At 63.8% G+C, this 19,371-nt stretch carries 19 protein-coding genes; 7 read left to right on the plus strand and 12 right to left on the minus strand.

The genetic code is table 11. From position 1 onward, the window contains the following. Window positions 1-14: 14 nt before the first annotated feature. Complete coding sequence (locus OYT13_RS17805) at window positions 15-1,553, minus strand: MFS transporter (RefSeq protein ID WP_026132158.1); 1,539 nt, start codon at window positions 1,551-1,553, stop codon at window positions 15-17. A gap of 420 nt (window positions 1,554-1,973) precedes the next feature. Here OYT13_RS17805 and OYT13_RS17810 point away from each other — a divergent pair, with 420 nt between their 5' ends. Next, a complete protein-coding gene (locus tag OYT13_RS17810) occupies window positions 1,974-2,324 on the plus strand; it encodes a hypothetical protein (protein ID WP_017235011.1) in 351 nt (116 codons plus the stop codon). Between the two features lie 166 nt (window positions 2,325-2,490). Here the strand turns inward: OYT13_RS17810 and msrA are convergent, their stop codons facing one another. The 10 genes from msrA to OYT13_RS17860 form a co-directional block, all read right to left on the minus strand. Beyond that, window positions 2,491-3,066: a peptide-methionine (S)-S-oxide reductase MsrA gene (gene msrA / locus OYT13_RS17815; RefSeq protein ID WP_232424681.1), complete on the minus strand. Its 576-nt coding sequence runs from the start codon at window positions 3,064-3,066 to the stop codon at window positions 2,491-2,493. A gap of 158 nt (window positions 3,067-3,224) precedes the next feature. Further along, window positions 3,225-4,172 carry a formimidoylglutamase gene (gene hutG, locus OYT13_RS17820; protein ID WP_017235009.1) on the minus strand — a complete coding sequence of 316 codons (948 nt, stop codon included), beginning with the start codon at window positions 4,170-4,172 and terminating at the stop codon, window positions 3,225-3,227. Between the two features lie 19 nt (window positions 4,173-4,191). Continuing rightward, a complete protein-coding gene (locus OYT13_RS17825) occupies window positions 4,192-4,968 on the minus strand; it encodes an amino acid ABC transporter ATP-binding protein (protein WP_017235008.1) in 777 nt (258 codons plus the stop codon). Further along, the gene (locus OYT13_RS17830; RefSeq protein ID WP_017235007.1) at window positions 4,965-5,633 is read right to left on the minus strand and encodes an amino acid ABC transporter permease; all 669 of its coding nucleotides are present in this window, start codon (window positions 5,631-5,633) and stop codon (window positions 4,965-4,967) included. The genes OYT13_RS17825 and OYT13_RS17830 overlap by 4 nt, the downstream gene beginning before the upstream one ends. A gap of 112 nt (window positions 5,634-5,745) precedes the next feature. Next, entirely contained in the window at window positions 5,746-6,483 is a 738-nt protein-coding gene (locus OYT13_RS17835; RefSeq protein WP_017235006.1) for a transporter substrate-binding domain-containing protein, read from the minus strand. A 37-nt stretch (window positions 6,484-6,520) separates the two neighbouring features. Continuing rightward, window positions 6,521-7,267, minus strand: a complete 747-nt coding sequence (locus OYT13_RS17840; protein ID WP_017235005.1) for an IclR family transcriptional regulator — start codon at window positions 7,265-7,267, stop codon at window positions 6,521-6,523. Window positions 7,268-7,512: 245 nt separating this feature from the next. After that, window positions 7,513-9,063 carry a class I adenylate-forming enzyme family protein gene (locus tag OYT13_RS17845; protein ID WP_268566732.1) on the minus strand — a complete coding sequence of 517 codons (1,551 nt, stop codon included), beginning with the start codon at window positions 9,061-9,063 and terminating at the stop codon, window positions 7,513-7,515. A 45-nt stretch (window positions 9,064-9,108) separates the two neighbouring features. Further along, the gene (locus OYT13_RS17850) at window positions 9,109-10,353 is read right to left on the minus strand and encodes an acyl-CoA dehydrogenase family protein (protein ID WP_268566733.1); all 1,245 of its coding nucleotides are present in this window, start codon (window positions 10,351-10,353) and stop codon (window positions 9,109-9,111) included. A gap of 9 nt (window positions 10,354-10,362) precedes the next feature. Next, the gene (locus OYT13_RS17855; protein WP_261938155.1) at window positions 10,363-11,160 is read right to left on the minus strand and encodes an alpha/beta fold hydrolase; all 798 of its coding nucleotides are present in this window, start codon (window positions 11,158-11,160) and stop codon (window positions 10,363-10,365) included. Continuing rightward, complete coding sequence (locus tag OYT13_RS17860; RefSeq protein ID WP_268566734.1) at window positions 11,157-12,206, minus strand: peptidase M29; 1,050 nt, start codon at window positions 12,204-12,206, stop codon at window positions 11,157-11,159. Before OYT13_RS17860 ends, OYT13_RS17855 begins: the two co-directional genes overlap by 4 nt. Window positions 12,207-12,366: 160 nt before the next feature. Between OYT13_RS17860 and OYT13_RS17865 the strand changes: the two genes are divergently transcribed. The 5 genes from OYT13_RS17865 (at window position 12,367) to kynA (ending at window position 16,593) form a co-directional block, all read left to right on the plus strand. Further along, entirely contained in the window at window positions 12,367-12,885 is a 519-nt protein-coding gene (locus OYT13_RS17865) for a flavin reductase family protein (RefSeq protein WP_017231671.1), read from the plus strand. An 8-nt stretch (window positions 12,886-12,893) separates the two neighbouring features. Then, the gene (locus OYT13_RS17870; RefSeq protein WP_017231670.1) at window positions 12,894-13,358 is read left to right on the plus strand and encodes a MarR family winged helix-turn-helix transcriptional regulator; all 465 of its coding nucleotides are present in this window, start codon (window positions 12,894-12,896) and stop codon (window positions 13,356-13,358) included. Between the two features lie 255 nt (window positions 13,359-13,613). Further along, window positions 13,614-14,279: an arylformamidase gene (gene kynB, locus OYT13_RS17875; RefSeq protein WP_017231669.1), complete on the plus strand. Its 666-nt coding sequence runs from the start codon at window positions 13,614-13,616 to the stop codon at window positions 14,277-14,279. Window positions 14,280-14,354: 75 nt separating this feature from the next. After that, on the plus strand, window positions 14,355-15,608 hold the full coding sequence (kynU, locus tag OYT13_RS17880) for a kynureninase (RefSeq protein WP_017231668.1): 1,254 nt from the start codon (window positions 14,355-14,357) through the stop codon (window positions 15,606-15,608). A 16-nt stretch (window positions 15,609-15,624) separates the two neighbouring features. Then, on the plus strand, window positions 15,625-16,593 hold the full coding sequence (gene kynA, locus OYT13_RS17885; protein ID WP_268566735.1) for a tryptophan 2,3-dioxygenase: 969 nt from the start codon (window positions 15,625-15,627) through the stop codon (window positions 16,591-16,593). Window positions 16,594-16,980: 387 nt separating this feature from the next. Here the strand turns inward: kynA and OYT13_RS17890 are convergent, their stop codons facing one another. Next, window positions 16,981-17,829 carry an IclR family transcriptional regulator gene (locus tag OYT13_RS17890; RefSeq protein ID WP_261938154.1) on the minus strand — a complete coding sequence of 283 codons (849 nt, stop codon included), beginning with the start codon at window positions 17,827-17,829 and terminating at the stop codon, window positions 16,981-16,983. 231 nt (window positions 17,830-18,060) lie between these two features. Here OYT13_RS17890 and OYT13_RS17895 point away from each other — a divergent pair, with 231 nt between their 5' ends. After that, window positions 18,061-19,254: an acyl-CoA dehydrogenase gene (locus OYT13_RS17895; protein WP_268566736.1), complete on the plus strand. Its 1,194-nt coding sequence runs from the start codon at window positions 18,061-18,063 to the stop codon at window positions 19,252-19,254. The last annotated feature ends 117 nt before the right edge of the window (window positions 19,255-19,371 follow it).

Here is a 19,371-nt window from a genome sequence, read left to right on the forward strand (position 1 = left end):
GAACGGTTCTCGGCTTATTCGGGTGCGGCCACGGCCGAGCGATCGTGTCGCTTGGGAAACTGAATCTGCCGGATACGGCGCACCAGCAATGCGGCGGCAATCGCCGCGATGCCCGTGAGCAGCACCCCCGCGTGGACGGCGTTCACGAGCGTCTGGCGAGCGGTTTCGACCAGCGGCATGCCGTCGATTCCCATGGCCCGCAGATCGGTCAACAGGTCGGCACGCAGGACCGGATCGATCAGGATACGCGGGTCGAGCGCGCGCCCGACGGCATGGGCCGCCGGCGTACCGTCGTAACCCGACACCACACCGGCCACCCCGTTGGCATACCAGTGATTGACCAGCGTGCCCACAATCGTCGTGCCGAGCATGCCGCCGACCATTCGCGTCGACTGCAACAGCGCGGTGGTGATGCCGAAACGTTCGCGCCCGGCGATTTCCTGCCCGAACACGTTCATGTTGTTCAGGATGAAACCGATGCCAATGCCCGCGCAGCCCATCATCAGGGCGATCATGCCGTGCGACGTCACGCGATGGGACAGCCCCACCCCGGCCGAGGCCACGGCCAGCAGACAGAATCCGAGGATCAGCATGTTTGTCGGACGCGACAGGCGCACCACGATCGGCGTATTGATGAAGCTGCCCAGCGCGATGCACGCGGCGAGCGGTGTCGCGATCAAGCCGGCCGCCTGCGGGCTGAGACCGAAGCCGCCCTGCAACAGCAATGGCGCGAAGAAGATCAGCGAGTACATCACGAAGCCGATCAGCACCGACAGTGTGAAGAGCACCACGAGCTGCGGGTGACGGAACATGTCGAGCGGCACGATGGGATGGGTGGCGCGCCGTTCCGTGCGCAGCAATACCCAGAAGCCGATCGCAACCCCGGCAATCAACAGCCCATTCCCGAGCGATACGCCATGGGCCGGTAAGTTCTCGATGAACACCTGAAAGCCGCCGAGTACGACGGCGATCCACAGTGCGCCACGCCAGTCGACGCGCACGTCGCCTTGATGTGCCGACGGAAACTTGGGCAGGTATCGCCAGACGAAATACAGCGCCGCCAGACCGACCGGCAGGTTCACGAAAAATGTCGAGCGCCAGCCGAAATGCTCGGAGAGCAGGCCCCCCAGCGATGGCCCCGCCGCCGTGCCGATGCCATAGGCCGTGGTGATCACGACCTGCCAGCGCACGCGCGAGCGAGCGTCCGGGAACAGGTCGGGCACGGAGGCGAAAGCGGTACCGACCATCATGCCGCCACCGATCCCCTGCAATCCGCGCGCGAAAACGAGGAACGGCATGTTGGGGGCCAGACCGCAAAGCACCGAGGCGACGGTAAAGGTCAGCACCGAGGCGATCACGAACCGGCGACGACCGAAGTAATCGCCAAGTCTTCCGAACACCGGCACGGTCACGACGGAGGCCAGCAGGTAAATGCTCGCGATCCAGGCGTAATACTCAAAGCCCTTGAGTTCGGCGACGATGGACGGCAATGCAGTACTGACGACGGTCTGGTCGAGAGCGACCAGCATGTTGACGAGCGCAATGCCAATCATGGCCATCAACGCATCGCGAAAAGGCAGGGGGCGCACGGCGGGCTACCTGAAGACTACATGGAGGGGAGCCGCCATTTTACGTGAAAATTAATGAACATATGAACGGTTAGGCGCGGCGCGGGTTTCCGGGCCCTATCGCCCGCGATGCCCCGGCGGGCGGGGATCCGACCGTGCGAAATCCACGATGGCAACTGTCTTCGAAGAAAATTCAACGGCAGATCGAGTCACATTCACGAACACGGCTACCGCCCCACCGCGCGTCGCCGCCCTCGTTTCGCCAGAACGCGGCGTTGTCCGATACCTCTTTCGGAGACTCCTTTAGCCCAACGGCATACGCACTCGGCATCATGAGTGTGTCCCGGTCGTTGACCGCGTTTGCCGATCATCGCCCGTCGTTGGCCCCCATCAGGAGATACGCCCATGAGACATCGCCCCGTGCGCAACGACTATCGACGCTGGCTGGAGACGCAGGCCGCTGCGGCGTCGGGCGACGCGCCGCACGCGACGCTCCCACCCCCAGCACTTCCCCCACTGCCCGCTACGTTGCCATTTGCTGGCTATGTGGTTTGGTGCTACGGGAGCGTTACGTATCTAGACATTCGCTTCGATCACCATCGCTTCGAGATCGTCACGCAACAGGTACCGCGCGCCGCCGAAGCGTTTTACTTCGACAGCCTCGACGCCGCCTACGCGCATGCCGCCGACGTCGGCGAGCCTTGCCTGATATTGTTCGCCGAAACCGCAGACGCGCCCGTGCGTATCGTTGGATGACACGCCAATGCGCTTCGACGGCGGGCGCGCCCCGCGCGTCGCTGAATTACGCGGCGAGTCGCGCCAGGCGATGCCCGGTCCGCAACGGCACGGTCCGTCGGCCAAGCCTCCCGAGCAACGCCCGCCGAACGCCCGCCGAACGCCCGTTGAGCGCCCGCGGACCGCGTTAAGCCGCCGTCTTGAGCCTGCGCGCAAACTTCTCGCGGAATTTCTTGAGCTTCGGCGCCACGACATACGCGCAGTAGCCCTGATCGGGATGCTGGCGGAAGTAATTCTGGTGATACGCTTCGGCGGGCCAGAACGTCTGCGCGGGCACCACTTGCGTGACGATCGGATGCGCATAGGTCATCTCGGCCATCAACTCGGCGATGAGATGTTCTGCCGCCGTTTTCTGCGCCTCGTCCTGATAGAAGATGGCGGAGCGATACTGCGTGCCGATGTCGTTGCCCTGGCGATTGACGGTCGTCGGATCGTGGATCTGGAAGAACACGATCAGCAGTTCCTCAAACGTGACGACGCCGGGGTCGTACGTCAGCCGCACCACTTCCGCGTGACCGGTCTCGCCCTCGCAGACTTGCTCGTAGGTCGGGTTGTCGACATGACCGCCCTCGTAGCCCGAGACTACGGACTTGACGCCATCGAGCTGCTGGTAGCAGGCCTCGAGGCACCAGAAACAACCACCGGCCAGCGTGGCAACTTCCATATGGGTATTGCTCAGGGAGTTCGTCTGCTCTGTCATCATGACCTCGCTTGTCGACTATGATTTTGCCGCGGCGCACCAAACCAATAGGGCGGGCGATCCATGGTTCGATCGCCCGCCCTATTGTCGCGCAGAAGTCCGGTGAACGGCGCAAATAACCCTATGCGGCCCGCATGTCGCGCCCGCGCATGACTAACGACCTAGCACTGAAATTGCGTGATGAGCGGATGCAGCAGACGCGCACCGACGCGGGCCGTGAGACCGTCGCGGTCGTACGTCGGGTTGTACTCGGCGATATCCGCCACGCGCAGCTTGCCCGAACGACGCACCACACCGATCAGCGCCTCGACCACTTCGAGCGCCACGCCATGAGCCGCCGGCGCCGACACCCCCGGCGCCTTCTCGCCCGGCAAAACGTCCATGTCGATGGTCAGGTACACGTGGCTCACCTCGGCGAGCATTGCATCGAGTCGTTCACACATCTCCGGCAGACGATGCGCCAACATGGCCTCATCGAGCCAATAGTCCACCTGCAACGCCGCCGCCCGCTCGAACAGTGCGTCCGTATTGCTGTAACGGCTCACGCCAAGACACGCGTAGCGGAAAGGCGCCTGACGGCCCGCGAGCCACTGCGAGATTTGCCAGAAGGGGGTCCCCGAACTGGCGCTCGGCTGGGCACGCAAATCGAAGTGGGCGTCGAAGTTGAGGATCAGGATCGGCTCGTCGCGCAGGCGGTCGCCGAAATGCTCGGCCACGCCAAGGAATGTGCCGTAGGCGATCTCGTGTCCGCCGCCCAGTACCACCGGACGGGCGCCCGCCGCCAGCACCTCGGCCACGCGATGGCCGAGCGCGGCCTGCGCCGCTTCGAGCCGGCCGTCGGCACACACAATATTGCCGCCGTCGAACACCGCGGGCGAGCCCTGCACAGGCAAGCTCGCCAGCGCGCGACGCAGCATGTCCGGGCCGGCGACGGCGCCCAAACGTCCGTGATTCCGGCGTACGCCTTCGTCACTGCAAAACCCCAGCACAACGGCGCCACCCGCGACCTGCGACGCGTCGTAGTCGCGCAGCACCTGATGCAGACGCAGGGTGTGGCCGGCTTCACCGGTATCCACGCGGCCTTGCCAGACCGTTCGATCGATTGTCATACGTTTTGCCTGCCTTGCCTTACCGTGCAATAACCGCTTGCAGAAACTCCCGCGTACGCGCTTCGCGCGGCGCGGTGAAGATCTGCTCGGGCGACCCGGCTTCGATGATCCGGCCCTGGTCCATCACCACCACGACATCCGCCACTTCGCGTGCGAACCCCATCTCATGCGTGACGACGAGCATCGTCATGCCGTCGTTCGCCAGCGTCTTCATCACTTGCAGGACTTCACCCACCAGTTCCGGATCGAGCGCCGACGTCGGCTCGTCGAACAACATGACCTGCGGCTGCATGGCCAGCGCGCGGGCAATCGCCACACGCTGCTTCTGGCCGCCCGAGAGCGTGCCGGGGAAGACATCCGCCTTTGCAGCCAGCCCCACCTTTGCGAGCAGTTCGCGGGCCAGTGTCTCGGCCTCGGCGGCCTTCATGCCGCGCAGCTTGCGCGGCGCGAGCGTCACGTTCTCGAGCACCGTCAAGTGCGGGAACAGATTGAACGACTGGAACACCATGCCCACTTCGGTGCGCAGTTGATTGAGGGCGTTCTCGCCCATCATCTTGCCGTGATCGACGAGCTTGTGGCCGACAATCTCGATCGTGCCCTGCTCGGCCGTCTCCAGCCCGTTGCAGCAGCGCAGGAACGTACTCTTGCCCGAGCCGCTCGGGCCGATGACAACGACCACCTGGCGCGCATCGACTTCGAAATCGATGCCCTTGAGTACCTGAAGGCTACCGTAAGCCTTGCCCAGTCCTTCGATCTTCAGGATAGGCGCGCCGAATTCCTTCTTCGCTTCGTTCATTGCACGGCACCTCCGGCACGCAGGGACTTCTCGGCGCGCTGCAGCAGCAGCGTGGTGGTGCCGGTCAGAATCAGATAGACAAACGCAATCGCCAGATACACTTCGAGCGAGCGGTACGACACGCTGATGATCTTCTGGCCTTCGTGCATCACGTCGTGAATCGTGAGCAGCGACACCAGCGCAGAGTTCTTGATCAGCGCGATGAATTCATTGCCCAGCGGCGGGATCATGCGCACGATCGCCTGCGGCAGAATCACCGAACGCATGGCCATGCCGTAAGGCATGCCGAGCGAGCGGGCGGCTTCCATCTGACCACGTTCGATCGACTGGATGGCACCACGCACAATTTCCGAGACGTAGGCGCCGCTATAGATGCCCAGGCCCAGTACACCGCACAGGAATGCCGGCAGCAGAATGTTGAACTGCGGCAGGCCGAAGAACAAAATGAAGAGTTGCACCAGCAGCGGCGTACCGCGAATGAATGTGACGTAGGCGGTACAAATGCTGTAGCGAATGCGATGCGCCGGGTTCAGGCGGCCCATGCCGATCAGCAAACCCAACACGCAGCCCAGCGCCAGCGCGCAGGCCGTTACCTCGACGGTCACGAGCGCGCCCCGCGCGAGGTCTTGCCAGTTGGCCCACACCGGCGAAAAATCGAGTTCCATGCGTACTCCGTCAGTAGCTCTACGGCTTTATTGCGTCGGCGGGCGCCGTCTCCCCATTCGGGGCGACGATCCACCCGCCCGGTATTACGTTGGCATTACGTTGGTGAAAAACTTACTTCGCAGCACCGAAGTACTTGGTGACCAGCGCGGCGTAGGTGCCGTCGGCACGCACCTTCTCAAGCGCCTTGTTCATCTCGTTGGTCAGCTCGGTGTCGCCCTTGCGCACGGCAAAACCATAGCGCTCGACCGTCAGCGTCTTGTCGAGCACCTTCACGACCGGGTTCGCCTTGGCGTACAACAGCGCCGCAGGCTTGCCGGTCACGGCGGCGTCGGCGCGGCCAATCTTCACGAGTTCGAACATCTGGTCGTTCTTCTCGACTTCCACGCGCTCGACCTTCGGGTAGCTTTCCTTCAGGAACTGCACCGACTTCGTGCCCACCTGGACCGACACCTTCTTGCCGTTCAGGTCGGCCGGTTCCTTGATGGCCGTGTTGTCAGCCTTGACCAGAATCGCCAGACCGCCGGTGTAGTACGGATGCGTGAAATTCACGACCTTCAGGCGCTCGTCGGTGATATAGATCGCCGATGCAGCCACGTCGGCACGCTTTGACAGCACGGCCGGGATCAGGCCCTTGAAATCGATGTCGATCCACTCGATCTTCTTGCCCATGACCTTGCCGAGGGCTTCGATCATCTCGACGTCGAACCCGGTACGCTTGCCGTTTTCCACGTATTCGAACGGCGGGAAGGTCGCATCGGTGGCGACACGCAGCACGTCGTCGGCCGCGAAAACCTTGCTCGAGCAGGTGATGGCCAGCGCCATCGTGAACAGGATGTGACGCAATTTCATCTGGGACTCCTTCGTGTAGTCTCGGTCGGATAACCGGTTAAAAGTATTGCAATCGATTCGAAATACGCTCGGCTGCCGCCAACGTGAGGCGAATCAGCTCATCGTGGCGCTGAGCCACACGCACGGCCGGCGCCATCAAGGTGATGGTGCCTTCCAGACGCTCCTTGGCGGCGAACACCGGGGCCGACACGCCCCAGACGCCGAAGTCGACTTCGCTTTCGGACACCGCATACCGCTGCTTGCGGATCTCCTCGACCTGCGCAACCAGACGCTCCTGCGCCACCGGCTGGCCCGCCAGTTGTCGGCTGATCAAGCTCTCGCGCGTGGCTTGCGGCAGGAACGAGAGCAGCGCCTTGGCGGAAGCGCCATGCACCAGCGGGTGGGCACGCCCCTTCGCAAAGGAGCAACGCAGCGATTGCTCGCTCTCGTGCATGTCAAGGCAAACGACCTGGCCATTCGCGGCGACCAGCAGACCCACGGTCTCGCCGGTGCGCTGCACGAGGGCTTCGATTTCTTCGCGTGCCTGAGTGACAAGATGCGAGTTGTGGTCGAAACCCCACGCCAATTGCACGCCGACCGGGCCCGGTTCGTAGAGCGCCTCATGGGCGTGCTCCTGCACCAGGCCCCACTTCTTGAGCGGCACGAGGTGGCGGTAAACGGTAGAGAGCGGCAAGCTCGTTTGCGCGGCGATCTCGCGTGCCGCGATCGGTCGTCCATGACGTGCGACCGTCACAAGCACTTGCAACACGCGCTCTGAGACCGATTGCGCTTCGGTGGTGTCCATCGTCTTAAAAAGCCAAAGAAAGCAAAGAAATCAGCGGGCTACCCCGTTGATGACGACATGGGCGCTATCTTGCGACGCAATTCCCAAAGTAAAAAATTGAATTCCCACCGGATGGTAACAATCCAAAGGATTACGCATAGGGATTTTCCCTTACGCATTACGCGGGCGACGCACAAAAAAACGCCGAACCCCTTATGAAACAAGGGATTCGGCGTTTTTCAGCGAACACCGGGTGATCTTTTTTATTATCGACCGAGCATCGACGTTTGCGATTCGGAGGCGGCCGATAACCAGCCAATGAGAATCGGCTTCTGTACTTTCCCAAGGGCGCTCTTCGGCAGCGCGTCGACGATGACCACCCGTCGCGGCAATTTGAAGCGAGCGATGCGTGCGCCGAGGAAATCGAGCACGGATTGTTGCGTCGCGCTCGCCGATGACGCGGACACGACGACGGCAACGGGCACCTCGCCCCATCGCTCATCCGGCACCCCGACGACAGCGGCCTCCAACACGCCCGGACAGTCGACCAGCGCGTTTTCAATTTCTGCCGGATAGATGTTCTCGCCGCCCGAGATGATCATGTCCTTGCTGCGACCCACGACTTCGAAACAGCCGTCGTCGCGCAACCGTGCCAGATCGCCGGAGTGAAACCAGCCGCCTTCAAATGAAGCGTGGTCCGGCGCGCGCCAGTACTCGCGCATCACATTCGGCGCGCGCACGAGAATCTCGCCAACCTCTCCGGCGAGAACCGGCCGGCCCGCGGCATCGGTCAGGCGGACTTCCACGCCGGGGCACGCCCGGCCAACCGTGCCGGGATGTGCCTTCGCCTCGCCGAAGCGCAACGCGATCGACACCGGCCCGGTCTCGGTCGCGCCATAGACTTGCCCGAGCGGGATGCCGCGCGCATGGAAGGCGTCGATGGCCGACATCGGCACAACGCTGGACCCGGCCATCACGCCGCGCAACGAGGACAGATCGGTCGTCTGCCATAGCGGGTGGCATTGCACCGCGCGCATTGTCGCGGGCACCATCAACGACAGCGTCGGCCGATGTTTCGCCACGTCGGTGATCCAGGCGGCCGGATCGAAGCGCGGATGCAACGTAACGCTCGCCCCGCGCAACAGCGCCGGTAACGTCTGGATGCACAAACCGCCGACGTGGAACATCGGCAAGGTCGAGAGGACGTGGTCTTCGGCACGCATCTCGTGCGCCCACCAACTGGCCTCGGCGTTGGCCAGCAGCCCGGCCTGTGTGTGCAAGGCCCCCTTGGGCTCGCCCGTTGTGCCCGACGTATAGGCGAGCAACACGGGGGCATCGGCGGTAACGTCCGGGTAATCGACCGGCTTGATCGACGGCACCGCGATCAGCCCTTCGATCGACGCAATGGCCGGTGGCGGCAGCTCGGTGTCGCCGGTGACTTCGAGCGCATCGCGAATCTGACGGGCCATGTCGCGGTGCGTCGCGTCTGACCAGAGCACGCGCACCCCGGCATGGCGCACGATGGCCGCCAGTTCGGGAACGGCGAGACGGAAATTCAGCGGCAGGAAGATGGCGCCGGCACGTGCGCACGCGAACAACAGCGCCAGTTGCAGCTCGTCGTTCAGCCCCAGGCACGCGACGCGCTCGCCCGGGGCGATCCGCCACGTGCCGCGCAGATGGCCGCCCACACGTTCGATGCGGCGCCAAAGTGCGGCGAAGTCGGTCTGCTGCGCTTCGTCGCCAACGCCGCAGCGCAGCGCCAGCCGCTGCGGCGTGGCACGTGCGTGACGGGCAAGCGCTTCTACAAAGGGCGTCAACTGATTCTCCGTGACAAGAGAGACGGTGAGGCGTGAGTGCGTAGCTTACTCGTCGCGCTCGCCCGGTTCGTAAAGCGCCTCGCGGCCGATGCGATCGAGGCACAGCTCCGCGGTCCAGGGCAACATCAGCGCACCGCAACGCGAATCACGATACAGGCGTTCGAGCGGCAGCGTCTTGAGCATCGACTGTCCGCCGCACGTACGAATGGCCAGACGGCACAGCTCGTTGGCATTCTCCATGATCGTGTACTGCGCCGCATAGGCGCGCAGACGCGCCTCCTTGCCCGGGTCGGCCCGGCCGTCCTGCAACGCGCGCAGGAAAAGCGCGCGCGTCTGCTCGAGCATGATGTGCATCTGCGCGACGGCAATCTGCTTGGTCGGATACATACGACGCTTGACTGGCGCCCCCATGCCCTCGGCTTCCCCTCGCAAATAGCGCACGGTGAAATCGTACGCGGCCTGAGCGATACCCATGTACGTCGGGGCCAGCGTCATGAACATGTGCGGCCAACGGCTGGCGGCCTGATAGTAAACGCCGCGCGGCATCAATTGCAGTTCGTCGGGAACGAACACATCCTTGAAAAGCAGCGTGCGCGAGACGGTGCCGCGCATGCCGAGCGGATCCCAGTCGCCGGTCACGGTGACGCCCGGGGCGTCGCCGGGCACCGCGATATAGAACGTGTCCTTCATCGACAACTCGGGCTTGTCTTCGGTGCACAGCGCGCCGTAGTAGTTCGCCGCCCCCGAGAGCGACGCGAAGATCTTGCGTCCGTTGATCTTCCACCCGCCGTCGACTTTCGTCGCCGTCGTGCCGAACGGCGCCTTGCCCGCCGCGGCCGCGCTGCCCTCGGAGAACGGTTGCGCATAGATCGCCCCGTCCTGGATCACGCGCGCGAAGTGATGCTCGCGATAGCGCGCATGCTCGGCGCGTTGCTCGGGCGTCATGTCGAGATCGTCGGCGAGAATGCCGGTCCACATCATCGAACATGTGTGCATGTTGAACGTAAGCGCCGTCGCACCGCAATGGCGGCCCAGTTCGGCGGAGACCATCATGTACGTGGCGAAATCGGCGCCCAGGCCGCCGTCCGATTCGGGAATGCACAACTTCAGCAAACCGGCGGCGCGCATGTCGTCGTAGTTCTCGAACGGGAACGACGCTTCGCGATCCCAGCGGGCGGCGCGCGGCGCGAGCGACTCGCGTCCCACCTGCTCGGCCAGCGCCAGCAGGCGCCGTTGCTTGTCCGTGAGCGGATGATGCTCGCCGACGATCGAAGGGGGCTGATAGGCCACGGTGGTCTCCTAGAGTGATTCGAGGAAGGCGCGCACCTCGGCATTGAATTCCGCCGGATGCGTCAGATTCATGAGATGCCCGGCGCCGGGCAGGCAAACGTAGCGCGCCGCCGGGATGGCGTCGGCCATGCGCGCCATGACTTTCGCCGGCGCGTTGGCGTCGTGCTCACCGGCGATCAGCAGCACCGGCACGGCAAGACGCGCGAGTGCGGCGCGCTGTTCGAAACCGACCAGCGCCTGGAGCGCCGCGCGGTAGGCCGCGGGCGTGAGCGCGCCCATCGCATCGACGGCCAGTGTGTGCGCACTCGCGCGCGCGGTCGCGGATGGGTCGCCAAGCATGCCCGGCACGATGGCTTCAGCCATTTCGCGCAAGGTCTTGCCTGCGTCGAGCGGGGCGGTGCGCTGCCGCACGAACTCGCGCTGAAAGTCGCCGTCGGGCTTGCCGAACGCGGGCGACGTGCCGCACAGGATCAGCGCGGCGATATCGCGCGTGAACGGCGCGCCACGCGCCATCAGCTCCTGCGCGACCATGCCGCCCATGCTGTGGCCGACGAGCACGAAACGCGAGGGCCCCAACGCGTCGAGCAGCGTTCGCAAGCGGTCGGCCAGCGCCGCCATTGTCGCCTCGGCGGGCATGGCGCTCTCGCCGTAACCGGGCATGTCCCAGGCGGCCACGCGATAACCGGCCGCCACGAACATCTCGAATTGCGCGGGCCACACGTGACGATTGCCGCCGATGCCATGCAGCAGCACGAGCGTGAGCGGGCCGTCACCGGCGATGCGACAGGCGGGCACGAGGCGCGTCATGACGCGAACTCGCCTTGCAATTGCCCGTCGCGCACCACGACGTCGCCGTCGAGCGCGATCGTGCAACGCCGCAGCGGCAGGTCGAAATGCCCGAGCGTGTGACGTCCCGCCACTTCGTTGGCACCGGTCGAGTACAGGAAGTTGCCCGCAAAGGCGCGCTGCTCGGTGCCGTTGCAATCGCGTTTGTCGTAACAGGCGAGTGCGTCCCAGCGGGCACGAGGGTTCAGGCCGAAGCCGACGTGCGAGACGGCATAGGCGTCGCGATCGCCCCACGCCGCGAAGTAGTCGCGCATGAGGTCGACGTCCACACCTTCGCCATCGATGGCGACGACATAGTCGTCTTCGACGGTGAGCGCGATGCGATCGCGTAGATATTGCTTGAATGTGAGGTTGATGTCGCCGGGGGCCAGCACGAGCTGTCCGTTCACGCTGTGCGCGGCGGGAAATGCCAGCGCCAGACCGCCCGGCCAGTGGGCCACCTGCCCCGGCTTGGCGCACCAGCCCCAGACGCCGCCCACACGCGCATCGCGAAGCCCGATGCGCAGATCGGTACCGGCGGCGGAGGTGACGTGCATTTGGGCGGCTGCGCGCAAACGCTTGATCGCGGCGCGCACTATCGGTTCGAGCGCCGGATCGGTCGCGCAACGTTCCAGAATTTCGGGATGTTCGTTCGAGACCATCAACACGCGCGCACCGCCGCCGAGAATGTCGGGCAGTTCAGGGGCATGCAACAGGCCTTCGACCGTGCAGTCGACGACCAGTGTGGCCGCCTTGAGCGCGGCGACGACGGGCGCCAACCCACCCAGCGCGTCGCTCGCGCCGGTCGAGCGCACCGGCACCGGCGCACTCACGCGCCGACTCGGCACGACCAGCCGAAATGGCGCGGCGCCAAGCGATTCGGCGGCAAGTTGCGCTAATTCCACGTTGACAGGCCGGGATTGCGTTTCGGCTACAATCGCCACCACATCACCGGGTCCGATACCGCAGCGCCGCAAGGTCTCGGCAAATACGTCGATCCACTTATGCTCGATTCGCTCGATCAGCATATCGTCTCCTGAGCGTCTGACCTTCTCGCCTGCCGGGGACATTCCCCTCTGGCACGCGGCTGGCCGTCATGCGTCTTGTCGATCTGTTGTTCGTGCCATAGTATATGAATATTCATACAAATCAACCCGATCAAATTTGCCGGACGGGAGTGCAGGGACAGTGAACGCCAAACGCGCCTCAGCGCCAGATTTCGACAACACGGCCTTTCGTCATGCGCTCGGTCAATTCGCGACCGGGGTGACCGTGATTACCACGCGCGCCGACGACGGATCGCTTATCGGGATCACCGCCAGTTCGTTCAACTCAGTGTCGCTCACGCCGCCGCTCATTCTGTGGAGTCTTGCCACGCGCGCAGGCAGCATGCCGGTCTTTCGCGAGAACTCGCACTATGCCGTGAATGTGCTGGCGTCCGATCAACTTGACATCTGCAAGCGTTTTGCCACGATGAAGGGCGACCGTTTTGCGGGTGTGCCTTATACGCTCTCTGCGTCGGGCACGCCGGTTCTCGACGGTGCGCTGGCCTGGTTCGAATGTCATAACCGCAGCCGCTACGACGAAGGCGACCACGTCATCTTTGTTGGCGAAGTCGAGCGTTGCGGCGTACATGCCGACGTTGGCGAGCGCATGCCGCTGATCTTCCACGCCGGTGGCTTCCACAAGCCGCAGTCGCTCGGCTGAGCCGCCTCATGTCTGCCGCCGGTGCACCGTTCGTCGACGACTACCTGGCCTATCTGCTCGCGCGCGCGAGCACGCTGGTGTCCGACGAATTTCACCGTGAAGTCGCGGCGGCCGGGCTCGGTGTGACGGAGTGGCGTGTTCTCGCCACGCTCTCCGACGGTCGCGCGCGCACCATCAATCAACTGGCCGACATCGTGCTCGCCAAGCAGCCGACGCTCACCAAGATCGTCGACCGGCTCGAAGCGACCGGCGACGTCGTGCGCGGCGAGAGCGCCACGGACCGCCGCCAGTCGATGGTCTCGCTCACCCAGGCCGGACGTGAGCGCGTAACCCCGCTGCTCGCCAGCGCGCGACGTCACGAAGCCGGCGTGCTCGCCCGCTTCGGTACAGAACAATCCACCTTGCTCAAAGCGACCCTGCGCCGGTTGATCGACGAGATGACGCAGGGGACGTCGGGACCGTCTGGAACGTAAGGGACACAGCGGGCGCAACGCCCGTGTAGGCGCATTCCGATCACCGCGCGGCAGCGTCCGAAATCGCAGATCGCCTTGCGCGGCGAATCGTCGAATATTCGATCACTTCGCAATCTTGTCGAATATTCTTTCCTAAAATTAATAAAATACGATTTTTTCGATCAATTTCACGCCTCGCCATCCCCGAATACGCAAGCACTTGCGAAGCGAATTCTTCTAAGATGCGCATATCGATTGACGATTTTGCGCACACCCATGACCGAACCCCGCCACCGCCCAGCCAACACGCCCGTCGAGCGCCGCGTGTGGGATATCAGCGCGCCACTCTCGAGCGACACGCCGGTCTGGCCCGGTGACACGCCGTTCTCGGAACAGTCGGTGTGGCAGATCGGACCGGGCTGCCCGGTCAACGTCGGGCGCATCACGCTGTCGCCGCATACGGGCGCCCACGCCGACGCGCCGCGTCATTACGACGACGACGGCGCCTTTATCGGGGAAGTGGCGCTTGAGACTTATCTTGGGCCGTGCCGGGTCATTCATTGCGTTGGCGCGTCGCCGGTCGTCACGCCGGATCGGGTGGCCCCCTACCTGACAGACGTGCCGCCACGCGTGCTATTGCGCACGTATGCACAGGCCCCCGTCGCTCGCTGGGACAGTGCGTTTTGCGCCGTCGCGCCCGAGACGATCGACCTGCTCGCGGCGCATGGGGTGAAGTTGGTCGGAATCGACACGCCGTCGCTCGATCCCCAGGAGAGCAAGACGATGGACGCCCACCACCGCATTCGGGCGCATCGCATGGCGATCCTCGAAGGACTGGTGCTCGATGCCATTGCACCGTCCGATTACGAACTCATCGCATTGCCGCTCAAGTTCATGCGACTCGATGCGAGTCCGGTGCGTGCGGTGCTGCGCTCGCTTTGAGCGACACGTACCGCGCCGAGCGCGGGACACACCACTTCCATTTTCCGCATTGCTTTCACTGACAAAACGCAAACCATGACGTCTTCTCGCAACGAATGCCTAGCCCTTGACGCGGCCGATCCGCTCGCCGCGCTGCGCGCCCAATTCGATCTGCCGCCCGGCGTGATCTATCTCGACGGCAACTCGCTGGGGGCGCGCCCGGTGGCCTCGGCCCAACGCGCCCAGGAGGTGATTACGGCCGAATGGGGCGTGGGTCTCATCCGCAGCTGGAACGAGGCCGATTGGTTCGCGCTGCCGCGCACGCTGGGCGACGCCCTGGCCCCCATCGTCGGTGCTGGCAAAGGCGAAGTGGTGGTGACGGACACCACGTCGAGCAACCTCTTCAAAGTGATGGCCGCCGCCCTTGATGCGCAGCGCACCCTCGCGCCGCAACGCAAGGTGGTTGTCTCCGAGCGCAGCAACTTCCCGACCGACCTGTACATCGTGCAAGGCCTCACGCGCCTGCTCGACGACGGTTACTCGCTGCGCCTGATCGATTCTCCGGAAGAACTCCCTGCCGCGCTGGGCGACGACGTCGCCGTGGTGTTGCTCACGCATGTGAACTATCGCACCGGCGCCATGTACGACATGGCCGCGCGTACGGCCGAGATTCACGCAGCCGGTGCGCTGTGCGTGTGGGATCTGTGCCACTCCGCCGGTGCGGTGCCTGTCGATCTGAACGGCGCCAACGCCGACTACGCCGTGGGTTGCACGTACAAATATCTGAATGGCGGTCCAGGGGCCCCCGCATTCGTCTGGGTTAACAAGCGTCTTCAAGATACCTTCTGGCAGCCGCTGTCGGGTTGGTGGGGCCATCGCACGCCGTTCGCGATGCAGCCGGAATACACGCCGGACAATGGCATCGGGCGCTACCTGTGCGGCACGCAGCCGATCGTCTCGCTTTCGCTGGTGCAGTGCGGTCTCGATATTTTCGCGCAGACCTCGATGGACGCCCTGCGTCGCAAATCGCTGGCGCTGACGGATCTGTTCATCGAACTGGTGGAAGCGCGTTGCGCCGAATTCCCGCTCACGCTGGTGACGCCGCGCGCTCACGCGGCGCGCGGGTCGCAGGTAAGCTTCGAACATCCGGAGGGGTTCGCCGTGATTCAGGCGCTGATCGCGCGCGGCGTGATCGGCGACTATCGCGAGCCGCGCATCATGCGCTTCGGCATGACACCGCTTTATACGAGCTTTGCCGATGTCTGGGATTCTGTCGAAATTTTGCGTGACGTGCTGACCACGGGTTCGTGGGACAAGCCCGAGTTTCGTCGCCGCGGCGCGGTGACCTGAGCGAGGAGTCATAAGCATGAGCAAGACCCCTTCCTGCGCGCCCGACCCGCAGAACATCCCGGCCCAGACGACGCCCGCATCGGGCGGGTGCCCGTTCGGCCATCAAGGCCCGGACGACGCAACGCCGGACGCATCGTCCGCACCGGCGGATGCGCCGACCGATGCCACGCAATGGCATGAGGCGAAGCTCGATTTTTCGAAGAGCATGAGCTACGGCGACTACCTGTCGCTCGATCCAATTCTGAATGCACAGCATCCGCGCTCGACCGACCACAACGAGATGCTGTTCATCATCCAGCATCAGACGAGCGAGCTGTGGATGAAGCTTGCCCTCTACGAGTTGCAGGCGGCCCGTACGGCGGTGCACAACGACGACCTGCCCCCCGCGTTCAAAATGCTCGCCCGCGTGTCGCGCATTCTCGAGCAACTCGTGCAGGCGTGGAGCGTTCTCGCGACGATGACACCGTCGGAGTATTCGTCGATGCGCCCGTCGCTGGGCAGCTCATCGGGCTTTCAGTCGTATCAGTACCGCATTCTGGAATTCATGCTGGGCAACAAGAATGCGGCGATGTTGAAGCCCCATTCGCATCGCCCCGATGTCTTCGCGCAGGTGCAGGCCGCGCTGGGCGCCCCTTCGTTCTACGACGAGGTGGTGCGCCTTCTGGCACGGCGCGGATTTGCCATTGCCCCTGAACGCCTGGAACGCGACTGGACGACGCCGACGCCGCACGATGCCACCGTCGAGGCCGCATGGCTCGAGGTATATCGCAACCCATCGCAACACTGGGAACTGTACGAGATGGCCGAGGAACTGGTCGATCTCGAAGACGCGTTCCGGCAATGGCGCTTCCGCCACGTCACGACGGTCGAGCGCATCATCGGCTTCAAACAAGGCACCGGTGGTACCAATGGCGCCCCCTACTTGCGCAAGATGCTCGATGTCGTACTGTTCCCCGAGCTTTGGCATGTGCGAACGTTGCTGTGAGGTTTTTTTCAGTGCGCTGATGACACCCATCGCATAGATTCGCACGCAGCCCTGTCACATGCCCAGGGCTGCGGCGCTTGCCCGTCCCCTGACTCCGCTCCAATGCCGGTTAAGTCGCTACGTCAGGGGACGGACAATCACCGCCATCGTGCGCCCCTACGTTCCCCTGCTCGTTCCCGCTCGTCTCTGCTCGTCTCTGCTGTCATTACTGCGGTCGTTCTGGCTTTGTTGGCCGGGTCGTGTTGGTGGGTGTCGTCGCGTCGAAGGCGGTTGCGAATCGGGTTGGGGGCCGCCCGCGGCGCGACTTAACCGGCAATGGAGTGCCGCGGGCGGCCCCCAACCCGATGGACCACCGCCGTTTGCCGGCTTTTGCCGACTTACACCGACTTACACCTGCCCACTGAGGCGCGCGGCGAGTTGCTTCAATCGGGGTGCGATCTCCTCGCGGAAGACCGCATCCGGAATCGATGACGACGGGCCGCTGCAACTGATCGCGAGCCATCGGTTCTGTCTCACGTCGCGCAACGGCACCGCGACCGCGTTCACCCCTTCATGCCAATCGCGAAACGAATAGCAACACCCCTCGCGCCGGTACGTCTCGATGCCCTTGTCGACGCCCAACTTCAGCGCGTCCCAACCGACATTGCGCAGCGCCGTCGGATTCGCGTCATAGGCATCGTGCAGATCGGCCAGTAACGTCTCCCGCTCGACAGGCGTCATGGCCGCCAGGTAGACGCGCCCCATCGAACTCGTCAACATCGACAAGCGTGATCCTGCCGTCAGGCCCAGCGTGAGATGCGCCGAATCGCTGCGGATGGTCTCGAGATACATCATGTCGATGCCCTCCCGGCAACCGAGCGAAATGGAACACCCCATTTCCTTGGCCAGCGCGCGCATGTGCGGACGTGCCAGCGTCAGCATGTCGGTGCCGTTCAGGAAGGCATATCCCAGCGCCAGCACGCCGGCGTCGAGCGCGTACTTGCCCAAATCGGCGTCGTAACGCAAATAGCCCAATTCAGTGAGCGTGTAGGCCAGCCGGCTGACGGTCGCCTTCGGCAGCCCGGTGCGCGCGGCGAAGTCGCGATTGCCCAACAGGACATCGTCAGGTCCAAAGGCACGCAACAGCTCAAGACCACGTGCCAGCGCCGTGACGAACTTGCGCTCGTCATGTGACGGCGGCACACCATGCGCCGGCGCACCGGCAAAGGCAGACAGGGACGTTTTGACCACAACCATCGCGCGCTCCGCAGCAAAAAGGGGCGACCCGCGCAACAAGTGACCGTTGCCGAGCCAAAAATTTTAGTGTTAAACTAACTTCAGTTTTGGAACATTGTTCCGCATTGCGGAACTTTAGTCAAGTCGTAGCACGTCATGGGTTCGGGTGGCCGCAAGGTCCGCCGGCCGATCAGGCGGGGCCGACGAGAATTGTGTCAGCGCATTTTTCGAGAACATCGGAGGAGATAGGTCATGGCAGGCAATGCACAGTTTCAATGGGAAGATCCGCTGTTGCTCGATGCGCAGCTCACCAGCGAGGAGCGCATGATTCGCGACGCGGCAGCCGCCTACGCGAACGACAAGCTCGCACCGCGCGTGCTCGAGGCGTTTCGTCACGAGCGCACCGACGCGGCCATCTTCCGCGAGATGGGCGAGATCGGCCTGCTCGGCCCGACGATTCCTGAAGCCTACGGTGGCCCGGGCTTGAACTATGTGGCCTACGGCCTGATTGCGCGTGAAGTCGAACGCGTGGATTCGGGCTATCGTTCGATGATGTCGGTGCAGTCGTCGCTCGTCATGGTGCCAATCTTCGAATTCGGCAGCGAAGCGCAGAAGCAGAAGTACCTGCCGAAGCTGGTCAGCGGCGAATGGATCGGCTGCTTTGGCCTGACGGAACCCAACCACGGTTCCGACCCCGCCGGCATGACCACGCGCGCCAAGAAGGTCGCCGGTGGCTATGAGTTGAGCGGCAGCAAGATGTGGATCACCAACTCACCGATCGCTGACGTCTTCGTCGTCTGGGGCAAGCTCGCCGACGAGAGTGGCGAGGAGAAGATTCGCGGCTTTATTCTGGAAAAGGGCTGGCAGGGGCTCTCCGCCCCGGCGATTCACGGCAAGGTCGGTCTGCGAGCGTCGATCACCGGTGAGATCGTGATGGACCAGGTGTTCGTGCCCGAAGAGAATCTGATGCCGGGCGTCTCTGGCCTGAAAGGCCCGTTCACCTGCCTGAACTCGGCCCGCTACGGCATCGCCTGGGGTGCGCTGGGTGCCGCCGAATTCTGCTGGCACACGGCACGCCAGTATGTGCTCGACCGTCAGCAGTTCGGTCGCCCGCTCGCCGCCAATCAGTTGATCCAGAAGAAACTGGCCGACATGCAGACGGAAATTACGCTGGGTCTGCAAGGCTGCCTGCGCCTGGGGCGCATGAAGGACGAGGGCACCGCCGCCGTCGAGATCACGTCGATCATGAAGCGCAACTCGTGCGGCAAGGCCCTTGATGTTGCCCGTCTCGCGCGCGACATGCTCGGGGGCAACGGCATCTCCGATGAGTTCGGCATCGCCCGCCATCTGGTGAACCTCGAAGTAGTCAACACCTACGAAGGCACACACGACATTCACGCCCTGATCCTCGGGCGCGCACAGACCGGCATCCAGGCGTTCTTCTGATTGTCGTCGCATCGCATCCAATCGATCGATTCGATCGATTGGATGGGTTCGATACCCTACACCGCGCGTCGCTCGCGCGGCGTAGGGCACTTGTCTGGTACGCGTCGTTTCTCAGGC

Source organism: Pandoraea sp. XJJ-1 (assembly GCF_026802345.1).
Taxonomy (GTDB): Bacteria; Pseudomonadota; Gammaproteobacteria; order Burkholderiales; family Burkholderiaceae; genus Pandoraea; species Pandoraea cepalis.

Coding starts and splice junctions, on each gene's coding strand:
- OYT13_RS17805 (WP_026132158.1), bottom strand. CDS start 1,553: ATGATTGGCATTGCGCTCGTCAACATGCTGGTCGCTCTCGACCAGACC.
- OYT13_RS17810 (WP_017235011.1), top strand. CDS start 1,974: ATGAGACATCGCCCCGTGCGCAACGACTATCGACGCTGGCTGGAGACG.
- msrA (WP_232424681.1), bottom strand. CDS start 3,066: ATGATGACAGAGCAGACGAACTCCCTGAGCAATACCCATATGGAAGTT.
- hutG (WP_017235009.1), bottom strand. CDS start 4,172: ATGACAATCGATCGAACGGTCTGGCAAGGCCGCGTGGATACCGGTGAA.
- OYT13_RS17825 (WP_017235008.1), bottom strand. CDS start 4,968: ATGAACGAAGCGAAGAAGGAATTCGGCGCGCCTATCCTGAAGATCGAA.
- OYT13_RS17830 (WP_017235007.1), bottom strand. CDS start 5,633: ATGGAACTCGATTTTTCGCCGGTGTGGGCCAACTGGCAAGACCTCGCG.
- OYT13_RS17835 (WP_017235006.1), bottom strand. CDS start 6,483: ATGAAATTGCGTCACATCCTGTTCACGATGGCGCTGGCCATCACCTGC.
- OYT13_RS17840 (WP_017235005.1), bottom strand. CDS start 7,267: ATGGACACCACCGAAGCGCAATCGGTCTCAGAGCGCGTGTTGCAAGTG.
- OYT13_RS17855 (WP_261938155.1), bottom strand. CDS start 11,160: ATGACGCGCCTCGTGCCCGCCTGTCGCATCGCCGGTGACGGCCCGCTC.
- OYT13_RS17860 (WP_268566734.1), bottom strand. CDS start 12,206: ATGCTGATCGAGCGAATCGAGCATAAGTGGATCGACGTATTTGCCGAG.
- OYT13_RS17870 (WP_017231670.1), top strand. CDS start 12,894: ATGTCTGCCGCCGGTGCACCGTTCGTCGACGACTACCTGGCCTATCTG.
- kynB (WP_017231669.1), top strand. CDS start 13,614: ATGACCGAACCCCGCCACCGCCCAGCCAACACGCCCGTCGAGCGCCGC.
- kynU (WP_017231668.1), top strand. CDS start 14,355: ATGACGTCTTCTCGCAACGAATGCCTAGCCCTTGACGCGGCCGATCCG.
- kynA (WP_268566735.1), top strand. CDS start 15,625: ATGAGCAAGACCCCTTCCTGCGCGCCCGACCCGCAGAACATCCCGGCC.
- OYT13_RS17890 (WP_261938154.1), bottom strand. CDS start 17,829: ATGGTTGTGGTCAAAACGTCCCTGTCTGCCTTTGCCGGTGCGCCGGCG.
- OYT13_RS17895 (WP_268566736.1), top strand. CDS start 18,061: ATGGCAGGCAATGCACAGTTTCAATGGGAAGATCCGCTGTTGCTCGAT.